9 protein-coding genes and 1 pseudogene are annotated in these 11,883 nt (G+C 72.1%); 5 read left to right on the top strand and 5 right to left on the bottom strand.

The features are described from left to right. Positions 1 to 119: 119 nt before the first annotated feature. Together cheB and ACLEQD_RS25345 are read right to left on the bottom strand one after the other, a co-directional pair. Positions 120 to 1,178, bottom strand: a complete 1,059-nt coding sequence (cheB, locus tag ACLEQD_RS25350; protein ID WP_410387478.1) for a chemotaxis-specific protein-glutamate methyltransferase CheB — start codon at positions 1,176 to 1,178, stop codon at positions 120 to 122. Positions 1,179 to 1,268: 90 nt separating this feature from the next. Then, positions 1,269 to 1,646, bottom strand: a pseudogene (locus ACLEQD_RS25345) (response regulator); the annotation flags it as partial. Positions 1,647 to 1,801: 155 nt separating this feature from the next. On the opposite strand from ACLEQD_RS25345, the gene ACLEQD_RS25340 reads away from it, so the two are divergent. From ACLEQD_RS25340 to ACLEQD_RS25320, 5 genes are read left to right on the top strand one after another with little or no spacing between them, the layout of a single operon-like run. Next, positions 1,802 to 2,872 carry a hypothetical protein gene (locus ACLEQD_RS25340; RefSeq protein ID WP_410387476.1) on the top strand — a complete coding sequence of 357 codons (1,071 nt, stop codon included), beginning with the start codon at positions 1,802 to 1,804 and terminating at the stop codon, positions 2,870 to 2,872. Further along, positions 2,872 to 3,105, top strand: a complete 234-nt coding sequence (locus ACLEQD_RS25335) for a hypothetical protein (RefSeq protein ID WP_410387474.1) — start codon at positions 2,872 to 2,874, stop codon at positions 3,103 to 3,105. The genes ACLEQD_RS25340 and ACLEQD_RS25335 overlap by 1 nt, the downstream gene beginning before the upstream one ends. Before the next feature lie 60 nt (positions 3,106 to 3,165). Then, entirely contained in the window at positions 3,166 to 5,118 is a 1,953-nt protein-coding gene (locus tag ACLEQD_RS25330) for a hypothetical protein (protein ID WP_410387472.1), read from the top strand. 59 nt (positions 5,119 to 5,177) lie between these two features. Further along, a complete protein-coding gene (locus ACLEQD_RS25325) occupies positions 5,178 to 6,275 on the top strand; it encodes a hypothetical protein (RefSeq protein WP_410387470.1) in 1,098 nt (365 codons plus the stop codon). Between the two features lie 16 nt (positions 6,276 to 6,291). Beyond that, positions 6,292 to 7,272, top strand: a complete 981-nt coding sequence (locus ACLEQD_RS25320) for a DUF4438 domain-containing protein (RefSeq protein WP_410387468.1) — start codon at positions 6,292 to 6,294, stop codon at positions 7,270 to 7,272. Here the strand turns inward: ACLEQD_RS25320 and ACLEQD_RS25315 are convergent. The 3 genes from ACLEQD_RS25315 to ACLEQD_RS25305 form a co-directional block, all read right to left on the bottom strand. Beyond that, on the bottom strand, positions 7,255 to 7,641 hold the full coding sequence (locus ACLEQD_RS25315; protein ID WP_410387466.1) for a response regulator transcription factor: 387 nt from the start codon (positions 7,639 to 7,641) through the stop codon (positions 7,255 to 7,257). The genes ACLEQD_RS25320 and ACLEQD_RS25315 overlap by 18 nt on opposite strands. After that, on the bottom strand, positions 7,638 to 8,450 hold the full coding sequence (locus ACLEQD_RS25310; RefSeq protein ID WP_410387464.1) for a hypothetical protein: 813 nt from the start codon (positions 8,448 to 8,450) through the stop codon (positions 7,638 to 7,640). The genes ACLEQD_RS25315 and ACLEQD_RS25310 overlap by 4 nt, the downstream gene beginning before the upstream one ends. 1,052 nt (positions 8,451 to 9,502) lie before the next feature. Continuing rightward, positions 9,503 to 11,185, bottom strand: a complete 1,683-nt coding sequence (locus tag ACLEQD_RS25305; RefSeq protein WP_410387463.1) for a hypothetical protein — start codon at positions 11,183 to 11,185, stop codon at positions 9,503 to 9,505. Positions 11,186 to 11,883: the final 698 nt, after the last annotated feature.

Here is an 11,883-nt window from a genome sequence, read left to right as displayed (position 1 = left end):
CCTCCAGCGCGCGTCCAGCCGCCGCCGCTGGGCCCCGCTCAGCGCCATGCCCGTGTGCGCCTGAAGCCAGGCGTGGACGGGAGCCCAGCGCTCGGAGGAGGACGTCATCGCGCGCGCTGTCAGCGGCTGACGGCCAGCGACTCTCCGCGCGCCAGCCGCGCCAGGGTGGCCGCGACGTCATCGCCGTGGATGAGGTGGTCCACCGCCTTGCGCTCCACCGCCGCGCCCGGCATGCCGAACACCACGCAGGACTCCTCGTTCTGCGCCAGCGCCAGCCCGCCGCCCTGCTTGATGGCCAAAAGCCCGTCCGCCCCGTCCGCGCCCATGCCGGTGAGCACCACGCCCACCGCGCGCCGGCCGTAGGCCTTCGCCACGCTCTCCAGCAGCACGGTGCCGCTGGGCATGTGCCCGTCGCGCTCCACGCCGGCCTTGAGCGCCACGCGCCCGCGCACGGGCACCACCATGTGCTGATCCGGCGGCGCCACCAGCACCAGCCCCGGCGCCAGCGTGTCCCCGTCCCCGGCCAGCCGCACCTTGAGCTTGCTCGCGTTGGCCAGCCAGCTGGCCAGCGACTCCGAGAAGGCGGCGTTGATGTGCTGGACGATGACGATGGGCGCCGGGAAGTCCGCCGGCAGCTCCGACAGCATCCGGTAGAGCACCTGCGGACCGCCCGTGCTGGCGGCCACCGCGACGATGCCCATGGAGGCGGCGGGCAGCACCGGGACGGGGGCGTGCGGCAGCCCGGGCGCGCCGCGCTTCTGGCCGCGCACGTGGCGGATGACGCGCACGGAGGAGATGAGCTTCACCTCCTTGGTGAGGTTCCACGCGTCCGGCCCCGCGTCGATGGAGGGCTTGATCTGCAGCGCCAGCGCGCCCAGCTCCAGCGCGCGGTACGTGAGCGCGGGAGCCTGCGAGCGCGGATCCCCCGTCAGCACCAGGATGGGCGTGGGGACCTCGGCCATGATGTGCTCCACGGCCGTGAGCCCGTCCATGACGGGCATGTCCACGTCCATGGTGATGACGTGGGGGCGCAGCTCCTTCGTGAGGGCAACGGCCTCCTGGCCGTTCGCGGCGGTGCCGACGACCTGGATGTCCGGGTCGTCGCTCAACGCCGCGCTGATGAGCTGGCGGCAGATGACCGAGTCATCGACCACCAGCACCGACACTTTCTTGCCCATGACCGTTCAATACCCCGTACGCGCCGCGGGAGTATAGCAATGCGAGGGGGCCCCGGGCGCCTCCGGGCGTCCGCGAGCGTTGGGAGACTTTCAGGCCAGCAGCCGACCCACGACGTCCACCAGGTCCTGCCGGACGAGGTCGCCCTTGGTGATGTAGCCGTCCGCCCCGGCCGCCAGCCCACGCGCCCGGTCCGCCTCCCCTCCCCGGGTGGTGAGGATGACGACGGGCAGGCGGCCCCGGGCCGGGTTGGCCTTCAGGCGCCGGGTGAGCTCCACGCCGTCCATCTCCGGCATCTCCAGGTCGGTGACGACCAGCTCCACGGGCGGGCCCGCCTGGTCCAGCAGGTCCAGCGCCGAGGGGCCGTCCGCCGCCCGGAGGGTGTCGTACCCCACCGCCTCCAGCAGGTTGGCCACCAGCTCGCGGGTGAGCGGCGAGTCGTCCACCACGAGGATGCGGAGCCGGCGCGGCGCGGGCCTGCGCCGCCCCGGTACCCGCGTCCGGCCGAACCCCATGATGGGGGTCCCCGGCATGCGCCGGCTGAGGACCGTCACCCTGCGGGGGCCGGTGCGCATCGTCGTGAGGTGAGCCGGGTGGCGTGAACGCGAAGGGGGGAGGCGGGCACATGGCGGACGCGCTTCAGCAGTTCCTGCGGGCCAAGGTCCAGAGCATCACGTTCCGGGCGGGGCGGCTGTCACGCCTCACGCCGCAGGACGTGGGCATCCGGCCCCGGGACGTCCCCTATGCCCCCTCCACCGCGCACTTCGCGGCGGCCAACGCGCGGCTCATGGAGATAGACCGCGACGTGCGCCGCGCCCTGGACCGGCTGAACGGCCGGCTCGGCGGCGCCCCTCCCCCGCCGGGCGAGGTGCTGGAGCGCAACGCGCTGCTGGAGCGCGAAATCGACCGGGCCCGCCGCGCCTACGGCCTCTTCTTCGACGTCTTCAGCCAGCGGGGCACGCGCTTCGCGCCGGCCCTGGCGGCCTGCGACGCCATCGCGGTGGACTGCTTCCAGGCCGTGAGGAAGGCCGCGCCGGGGCTGCTGCACGGCCCCATGCTCAAGCCGCTCACCTACCTGGAGCACGGCTTCTCCCCGGCCACCTTCCGGCGCGGCGTGCTGCTCCGCCGGCTGCTCGGGGAGCGCAACCCCTTCCCGCTCATCCGCGTGCCCTACGAGCGCGTGGAGGCCCCGTGGGGCATGGGGGTCATCCTCCATGAAATCGGCCACAACCTGCAGGCGGACCTGGGCATCTGGCAGGAGACGGAGGTCGCCCTCCAGCGGCGGGTGCTGCACGCCACGGGCAACCCCTGGCTCACGCGCCTGTGGGGCCGCTGGCACAAGGAGATCTTCGCGGACCTCATGGCATGCCTGCTCGGGGGCCCCGCGTCGGTGCACTCGATGAAGGACTTCCTCGCGTACCCGCCGTCGCGGGTGCTGACGTTCCATCCGCTCAGCGCGCACCCCACGCCGTTCCTGCGGGTGTTCATCCAGGCGGAGATGCTCCGGCGCATGGGCTTCACGCGCCAGGCGCATGACGTCTGCGACAACTGGCACCGGCTGTACCGCGCGCGGCTGCCCTTCGCCCGCATCCCGCGGGTGCTGCTGCGCACGGCGCCCCGGCTCATCCCCCACGTGGTGGATGAGATTGCCTTCCAGCCCCGCCGGGCCTGGCGCAGCGCGCGCTGGTGGACGTGATGCCCTTCTGGCCGTCGGACCAGGAGCGCATCGACCGGGCCGCGGAGTCGCTGGCGCGGGGGCACCTCCCGCCGGAGCTGCCGCCGCGCCACGTGGTGAGCGCCAGCCGCGAGGCGCTCGAACGAAGGCTGGCCCCGCCCGAGCGCATCTCTCGGACGGTGCTCAATCATCTGGTGAGGCTTGGCTCGCGGAGTGCGCGGACGCCAGGCGTGGGCGTCACCCAGGCCGCATGACAGGACCTCAAGGGAGGGACGATGTACGAGAACGTGAAGGGGAAGAGCCCCGCGGCATCCATGACGCTGACCTCGAGCTCCAAGACGAAGTTCGACGAGTTCCTGCGCCGTCAGCTGGGGGTGTCCGACGCGCGCGACCCCAAGGCGGTGGTGTCCGCGCTGCGCAAGCTCTACCCGACCACGGCCGCGCGCCTGGACGACGAGAGCAACGGCCAGCCCATCCGCATCCAGGGCACGCCCGAGCCGGCCCTGGGCCTGATGACCGGCACGCTGGACTCGCCGGGCCAGCGGCGGTTCCGCCAGGAGCGCAAGGCCCTGGTGGACGACCTGGACATCGCGGTGAACCTGGCCTCCAACCGCGACTTCAAGGAGCCGGTGTGCGGCTGGCGCGACTCCATCCTCGCGGAGGTGGATGAGGGCGAGGCCGCGGCGAACCTGGCGGTGGACCCCGTGTCGCGCGACCGGGCCTTCTATTCCGTGCGCAAGCTGGGGGACTGCGCGCGCGTGGCGCGCCTGGTGGGGATGCTCAACCCCACGGTGAGCCAGGAGTTCGGCCGGCTCGCGGCGTCCATCGACGACAACGCCACGCTGCTGCGCATCCTCGCCGGAGAGGCCCTCTTCCGCGCGGGCTTCGACAAGGGCGGCACGGTGTTCCAGGTGGCGCTCCAGGACCTGCGCCAGCGCCGCGAGGCGCTCATCCATTCCCTGGAGCAGCTGACCGCCACGACCCTCCAGGAGGGCTACGACGACTGGGGTGACGGCCAGGCGTCCTACGGCAAGCTCCTGGAGCAGCTGCGCGCCCGGGGGCAATCCGACCTGCGCGCCATCGCCCGGCCGGACGCCATGTCGCGGCTGCTGGACGTCCTCTTGAACAACGCGCCCCGGCAGTCGGATGACCTGCGCGGCATCGCGTCCGCGGTGCCCGTGGAGCTCATCCAGCTGCGGCGCCTGCGGGACGTGGCCGGCACGCTGCTGGACACCTCCGTCACCGGCTTCTCCAGCTCCGGCACGCGGGGCGTCGCGTTGAACGCGAAGGTCCAGGGCGCCTCCGCGCCCCTGGCCGCCTTCACCGAAGCGCTCACGCTCTTCATCGACGCGTTCGACCGGCCCAACGCCGGCGCGCGGCTGCTCAACCTGGTGCTCCCCACCCCGCTGACCTTCCGGGACCTGACGGGCAAGGAGCAGGAGCTCAACGACAAGTTCCGCGAGCGCAATGACGTCCAGGAGGCCATCGAGGACCTCTTGATGGACCCGTCCACGTCGGTGGAGTTCTGGAAGGAGCTGGCCCGGCTGGACCGCAAGCTCTACCACATCGACCGGATCATCGACCTGTTCCTGCTGGACTACGACGAGGCCACGGTGCCAGGCGGCAACCGCGTGGACTTCCACGCGGAGATGCTGGAGCAGCTGGACCAGAACGTGGACGTCTTCAACGTGAACCCCGCGTTCCTGCGCGAGCAATGCGGCCTGGAGGAGGACTCGCTGGAGCTGGCGAAGACCCTGACCCAGGAGGCGCCGGGCCAGGCCGAGGAAATGGAAGAAGACCGGAACCACAAGTACGGCTTCCCGCAGGGCGCGCACTGCAACACCGGCGAGCCGTTCACGGTGCCGCCGCCGATGCGCGTCTCGCTGGACCGCATCGAGAAGGACCTGGAGCCGCGAATCATCAACCCGGAGGCCACGGAGTACCCACGGGAAGCCAGGCCCGAGGAGCCCCCGGAAGCGTCGCCCTCCGCGGCGCCGGGCACCGGGGCCAGCCTGGACGACGTGGCCTCGCGCATCGAGCAGAGCCGGGCGCGCATCATGACGGACGTGAAGCAGCAGCTGGACGACCAGGCGCAGGAGCTGGGCCGGCAGCTGAAGCAGGCGTTCCTGGATCAGCTCAAGGCCGTGGAGCACATCATCTCCGGCAAGGAGCGCCGCGGCACGGATGGCCCGCCCACGCCGGTCAACGGGTACTCCAAGGCGGGAGGCCACACGCGCCGCCACGTCCGCCACCCGCGCAAGCCGTGAGCGCTCACGCGAAGGCCTGAAACCCTTTCCCTCAACGTCATTGACCCAGGTGGCATGCCATGAGCATCGGTACGGCAGAAGCCCTTCAGCGTCTCTTCTCGCAGTGGAAGCGGGAAGTCCTCGCCAACGTCACGTCGGATGAGCAGCGCACGGAGCTGCAGAAGCAGCTCGCGCTCCGGGAGGAGGAGCTGCTCGCCAGCGCCTCCAATGGCTCGACGGCGTCGCTCTTCTCCGACCTGATGGGATTGGACAAGGACGGCGCGCCCTCGTTCGACGCCATCAGCCGGCCGCTGCTCGTCCAGGACTTCGACGAGTCCGTCATCGAGACGCAGCTCCACGCGACCGCGGAGCTCTATTACATCTACCAGCACGAACGGATGAAGGTGTTCCAGGTGGCGGGCGCGCTCCTGCGCCTCTTCCACGACGGGCGCATGCGCATCCAACGCGGCCCCGGTGCGCGGGCGCTGTACCTCATGGAGAAGCACCAGCCGCTGCGCTACAAGCCGCGCGACCGGCAGCTCGCGTACCGGCGCGCGTTCAACTACGGGAGCCTGGCGGCGCCGCCGGGCGCGGTGATGTTCCGCAACTTCCACCGCGAGTTCGTCGCCTTCGTGTCCGCCATCGCGCAGTACTTCCGCGACCTGCTCATCGGCGAGGTCATCCGCGGCTCGCAGCAGCTGAACGAGCGGCCCTTCGCGAGCCAGGCCACCATCCAGCGCCTGGGCACGGACATCCGCTGGCAGATAGACCGCGCCACCTACGGCAACATCCTGGCGCTCACGGTGGAGGTGGGCGAGTACCTCAAGACCATCCTCGACGCGCTGGAGACCCCGGACATCAAGAAGGCCTTCGACGCGAACACCAAGTGGGACGTGATCGAGGTGGTGTCGCAGCGCTACCTGGGCGGCACGGGGGAGATTTCCCAGCGCTCGAAGATGGCGGACGCGGGGCGCCTGCTGCTCAACTTCGTGGCGGACAACCCGTTCAAGACGCGCGACTTCAGGGACTTCCAGACGGAGGTGATGCCGCTGGGCCCGGTGGCCGAGGAGTGGATCGCCGCGTACCGGATGACGCCGGACGGCCGCTCGTTCCGGGGCGTGTCCCCCACCCTGCGCCAGACGATGGGCATCACCAGCCCCGCGCCGGCGCTGCGCTGAAGAAGGGAGGCACGGCATGGACCTCACACTGCAACCCCTGATGGAGGCGGGCGCGGGGACCGCCTCGGCGCCGCGCACCAACGAGTCGCGGATGGTCGCCGCGGCGGTGGCGGGACAGGTGTCCCACCCCCTCGCGCGCGTGTCTCCCTACCGCATTGGCCGGGACGGGGTGTTGCGGCTGTTGCCGGGGACCGGCGGCATCGTGCTCAACCGCCGCGTGGGGGACCGCGCGGTGGGGCTGGCCGCGGACCACATGGAGGCGGGGGTGTCGCTGAACAACCCCGGACGCCACGACACGGGCCCGCGCGGCGGCTCCAATCGGGCGCTGATGTTCTACGCGTGCGTGGGCAACCGGGCGCGCGTGACGAGCGGCCCCGTCACGGGCGCGGTGGGGACGGTGGTGGGCAAGCACGGCGGCATCAACCACGTCATCGTGGACTTCCCGCCCGCGGTGAAGCGCCGGCTGTGCATCGGGGACAAGGTGCAGCTGGACGCGTATGGCCAGGGGCTGGAGCTGCCGGACTTCCCCCAGGTGCGAGCGCTGAACCTGTCGCCCCGGCTGCTGCGGCGCTGGGGCGTGCGGACGGAGGCGGGGCGGCTGCTCATCCCCGTGACGCACACGGTGCCGGCGGAGCTGATGGGGTCGGGCTTCGGGCGCTCGGAGGGCGTGCTGGGGGACCTGGACATCCAGCTGTCGGACGCGCGGCTGGTGCGCAAGCACCGGCTGAACGCGCTGCGGCTGGGGGACCTGGTGGCGGTGTGCCCGCTGGACTACCGCTTCGGGCCCTCGCGGCGGGCGGGGGTCGTCACCGTGGGGGTGGTGGTGCACGCGGACAGCAAGGTGGCGGGGCATGGGCCCGGGGTGACGCCGCTGCTCATCGCTCCGCGCGAGTGCGTGCGGCTGGTGCGCCGGCCCCAGGCGAACGTGGCGCTCGTCCTGGGGCTGCGCCAGAGCGTGGCGCCGCCGGCGGGTGACCCCTCATGGAGTGGGGGGTAGGGACACGGCGCCCAGGCAGCGCGACACCATGGCCGCGCGGGTGTCCACGCCCAGCTTGACGAAGATGCGCCGCAGGTGGGCCGCCACGGTCCACGTGCTGATGTGGAGCTTCGTGGCGATCTGCTTGTTGCTCCAGCCCGCGCGGACGCAGGAGACGACCTGCAGCTCGCGCGAGGTGAGCAGCCGCGCGTCGGACCCGGGCTCCGCCGCGGGGCTCGCGGAGGGCTCCGCGGGCACCAGGTGGTAGCGCTGCCCGTTGAGGATGAGCTCCCCGGCCAGGACGGGGTTCTGCTCGCGGGCAGGAGCCGTGGCGCCAGGGCCGGGGACCACGAGCAGGACGTGGCTCCCGGGAGGAAGGGGCGTCCTCATGGCGTGCGCCAGGCGGGGTCCGCGAGCTCGGGAGAGGTGAGGATGCGCCAGACCTCGGAGGCTTCGCGCGAGCGGCCGGTGGCGCGCAGCTCCTCCGCGAGGCGCTCACCCGCGTGCTCCCCCGCGACGGGGGGCTCCGGCCGTTCGCGCACGAACGCCACGAGCCGCGTGACGCCGCGACGGCCGAGGCGCAGCTCGGCGTGGAAGAGCAGCGCCAGCGCACGGGCCGGAGCGAAGGCGCTGTCGGCGGGCGCGTCCTCCGTGTAGGAGGCCAGTATCGGGCGGAGCACGTGGCTGACGAGGCCTCCAGCTGCGCCAGCTGGGCGCGCGCTCCGTCCGGCCTCGGGCGAGCGCGCGAGCAACCGGGGCTCTTCCGCGAACATCGCCAGGGCGTCCCGGCCTTCGAGGGGGGCCGCGCTCCTGGAGCCCAGGAAGCGCAGCGCGGCGGGTTGGGGCGGCTGCTCCGGGGTGGCCTCGAGGCCCAGCCGTCCCAGCCGGGCTTCGAACGCTTCGGGTTCGCGCTGCCGCCAGTGGGCCAGCGCGGTGATGAGCGTGGGCCCCGTCAGTGGCCAGGCGCCCCAGCGGGGGTCGCCACGGGACTGGGGCTCCGAGGTCACGGAGTCGAACGGGCCGCCGAACCAGGCGAGGACGAACTCCAACGCGCGAACCTGCGCCTCCGTCAGGCCGAGCTGCAGGAAGTCCTCGCGCGAAGGCGCGCACGGGCCGCGCACCGCGACGGTGCCGCGATGGATGGGCCTGCCACCCTCGTTGCCCAGGACGATCCTCGCGCCATCGGGGAACGTGACCACGGGCCCCTGGAGGCGGAGCGCGTCCCGGGCCGCGCGGAAGGGCGAGGCCCGGGCTTCCGCTTCGCGAGGCAGCGGTTCGGTGAAGGGCTCCGCTCCCGGGCGCGGGTGGAGGTTCTCCTCGCGGGGCGGCTGAGCGGATGCCGCCTCCGGGTCCCTGAACGGGTCCGGGCCTGAACGCGAGTGCTGGTTCGGCGCGCGAGGTGGACGAACGGGTGCCGCCCCGGGTTCTCCGAACGGATCCGCGCCCGGGTGCACGGGGCGGTTCACCTCGCGGTTCGAGCGTTCAGCGGCGCCTGACGCGCGGAGCGCTGGCTCGCCGGACGGAGCTGCTTCGGGATGGCGCTCTTCGCGCGCCGCGCGGACGGTTGCCGCGGGGGGCCTGGCTTCAGCGACGGCTCACGTTCGGGACGCGGCGGACGCCCCTCCTGCCTCCCCGCTCGAGGAGGGACGGGACGTTCGGGGCGCGGCGCCCGGGCGCGGGGCCCGGGTTCGGCGAAGGGGTCGGAGCTCGAACGGCGCGGGCGCGGCTCCCCGGGGGCCGTGCCGGATGACGCATCCTCCATCGCCCGAGCACGCGGCCTGGAGTCGGGAGTCGCGACGCGAGGACGCAGCGCGTCCCGGGACGAGCGGGGCGCGGCGGAGGGCTCCCCCTGCATCCTCCGGGCGCCAGGCCCCGGGTCGTCGAGCGGCTCCGCGTCCGCGCGCGGAGAGGACATTGCCTTGCGCGGACGCGGCTCCAGCGCCTCCTCCCTGGAGAAGGGAGCATCCCGTTCGAGGTCGGACACCCAGCGGTCCAGGAGCGACATCACCCCCTGCGAGGGAATGGGCGCACGGTTTCGCTTCCGCCCCGAATCATCACCAGCCACGGCAACCTCCCCTGCGAACCAGCCTGCCCAGGCACAGTAGGAATCGCCCTTGCATCGGGAAGTTCGACCCGGAGCCGCGCCCACGGTTGAGTTCAGGATGGAGGGACCACGGCGGGCAGCCAGGGCGACACTGCGTTCACCCCGGAAGGAGGGCCCCGCGCCGGCTCGCCTGCTCTCGAGGTGCGCTCAGAACAGGCGCGAGTACGTGGCCGGCGCTCCCGGACGCGGCGTCCAGCGCTTCGCGTCGCGGGGCAGCCACAGGAGCTGGAAGGACTCCGCGCGCCCTTCGTAGCGGAGGGTGTGCTCGCCCCGGGACAGCGCGAACTCGGGAGTGGTGATGTGCTCGCCATCGATGAACAGCGCGCCGGTGTCGAGAGTGCTCGCGGGCTGGACGAAGTAGCGGTCGGCGCGCACCGCGAGGAAGTGGTCCTCCAGGGCGCCGGAGTCCGTGGGCACGCGGTAGCGCTGGCCCCACAGGTACAGGTCGCCGTCGTGGGGCTGGTAGTGCGCGTCGAGGAAGCGGCGCAGCGCGAGCGGCAGGCCGGAGGTGCGCAGGTCGTCCACGCGAAGCACGCAGCCCCGCTCCACGAGCACACGGGGCAGCTCGTGGGACAGCAGGTCCGCGAGTGAGCCGCGCAGGTACGCGTCCGTGTAGAAGTAGAAGTGAGCATGCGGCCGGCTCACGTAGCCCCCGGAGTTGTCGTAGACGACGTCCTCCGGTCCCGTGAGCGCCGCGATGCGAGCAAGCACCTCGAGCTGCCGCGCATTGCCGCCACCGTCCAGCAAGGCCTCCACCTGAGCGGCCTGAACGGCGAACAGGCCTCCCAGCCCGGCGAGCCCCACGGTGCGCCAGACCGGAGTGCGCAGCACGGAGAGCAGCACGAGGACGCCGCGCGCGGCGAAGGGCGCGAGCACGCCCAGCAAGGGCAGCAGGCTGTACGGGAACGGGGCGCGCTGGAGCGCATAGGCCCCGAACGTCGCGGGCACGGCGACGAGCAGGAGCAGGTCCGGGGTCCGCGGGTGCTTCAGCAAGCGAGGCAACGTGGCGCCGAACCCGACGGAGGCGAGGACGAAGAACGCGGGTTGTTCGCCCAGGGCTGGCACCAGGTACTCGCGCCACGAGAAGCCAGGGTAGTGGCGCTGGTGTTCGGACGCCCAGACGAAGCACCACTGCCACCATGCGCTCCAGGAGCCCGTCACCGTGAGATACGCGGCCACCGCTCCCGTCGTGGTGGCGATGCCCGCGAAGAAGGCGCGAGGCGCGGCGATGAGCGCGGGAGGAGCCTTCCTGCGCGCGAGGAGGTCGGCGAGCAGCACCGCGCTCACGAGCCCGCCGAAGAAGAGCGCCTTCTGGGAGCCCCATGCGGAGGCGACGAGCAGCGCGCCCGCCAGGAACGACGAACGGACGGAGCCGGGTTGCACGGCCAGCGCCGCGAGAGCGCCCAGGAAGAGCGCGGCGGTGAGGGCATCCGGGCGCACCTCGGTGGCGAAGTGCAGGAAGCCGGGCGTGCAGAGCAGCAGCACCGGAGCCAGGAGCGCGGCGGTGCGCCCCTCCCGCCGGTTGAGGAGGAACACGGAGACACCCGCCCCCGCGAGCGGCACGAGCATCGCCGCGCGAAGGGCCAGCACGTTGCGCGGATCATCCCCGAGCAGCCGGAACAGCGGCGCCAGCACCTGGTACACGAGTGGGAAGTGCACCTCGAAGAAGTCGCGGTACGGCACCTGCCCGTGGGCCATGAGCCACGCGGCGTGGGCGTACTGGAACTCGTCGATGCTGAATGCCTTGTGCAGTGCGAGGCGCGAGGCCTGGAGCGCGAGCACGCCCAGGACGACACCCAGCCCCCACCGCAAGGCCCGGGGCTCCGTCATCGGCGCCGTCATACCGCGAAAGCCCACCCGGCTTCAGGGGGAACGGGAACAAGGACCGGGCGGCATACGCAAGGCCCATGCCTCCGTCCGAGCACCCCCGCATCTCCAAATCAGCGACCTACCGCACCCCGGCCGAGCCCTGGCCACCCCCTCAAGGGGACTTGCATCAACTGTTCCCCACCCCTTCGGAGATGAAGTCCGTCCCCATGGAGGAAGGGAGAAAGCCTTGCCCGGGCCGCCCGGGGCGCACCTCAAGAACCTGTCCGACTGTCGGACAGGTTTGGGGAACCGCAGCGAGGGGGCGTCCACTCCAGCCGCATCGCGGGAACCTGTCCGACAGGTTTGGCGAACCGGAGCGTAGGGTCCTCCGTTCCAACCGCGTCGCGGGAACCTGTCCGACTGTCGGACAGGTTTGGAGAACCCGGCTTAAGGGCGTCCGTTTCAATCGCGTCGCAGGAACCTGTACGACTGTCCGACAGGTTTGAGGAGCCGCAGCGAGGGGGCGTCCGCTCCAGCCGCGTCGCGGGAACCTGTCCGACTGTCGGACAGGTTTGGAGAACCCAGCTTGGGAGGATCCACTCCAGCCGCGTCGCGGGAACCTGTACGACTGTCCGACAGGTTTGGAGAACCCGGCTTGGGAGGATCCGCTCCAGCCGCGTCGCGGGAACCTGTCCGACTGTCGGACAGGTTTGGAGAAC

The sequence above is a fragment of the Corallococcus sp. 4LFB genome, assembly GCF_046520365.1.
Lineage (GTDB): Bacteria > Myxococcota > Myxococcia > Myxococcales > Myxococcaceae > Corallococcus > Corallococcus caeni.
The sequence above is the reverse complement of the archived record's forward strand: the minus strand, read 5'-3'. Positions and strand labels throughout refer to the sequence as shown.

Coding starts and splice junctions, on each gene's coding strand:
- cheB (WP_410387478.1), bottom strand. CDS start 1,178: ATGGGCAAGAAAGTGTCGGTGCTGGTGGTCGATGACTCGGTCATCTGC.
- ACLEQD_RS25330 (WP_410387472.1), top strand. CDS start 3,166: ATGACGCTGACCTCGAGCTCCAAGACGAAGTTCGACGAGTTCCTGCGC.
- ACLEQD_RS25335 (WP_410387474.1), top strand. CDS start 2,872: ATGCCCTTCTGGCCGTCGGACCAGGAGCGCATCGACCGGGCCGCGGAG.
- ACLEQD_RS25305 (WP_410387463.1), bottom strand. CDS start 11,185: ATGACGGAGCCCCGGGCCTTGCGGTGGGGGCTGGGTGTCGTCCTGGGC.
- ACLEQD_RS25320 (WP_410387468.1), top strand. CDS start 6,292: ATGGACCTCACACTGCAACCCCTGATGGAGGCGGGCGCGGGGACCGCC.
- ACLEQD_RS25325 (WP_410387470.1), top strand. CDS start 5,178: ATGAGCATCGGTACGGCAGAAGCCCTTCAGCGTCTCTTCTCGCAGTGG.
- ACLEQD_RS25340 (WP_410387476.1), top strand. CDS start 1,802: ATGGCGGACGCGCTTCAGCAGTTCCTGCGGGCCAAGGTCCAGAGCATC.
- ACLEQD_RS25315 (WP_410387466.1), bottom strand. CDS start 7,641: ATGAGGACGCCCCTTCCTCCCGGGAGCCACGTCCTGCTCGTGGTCCCC.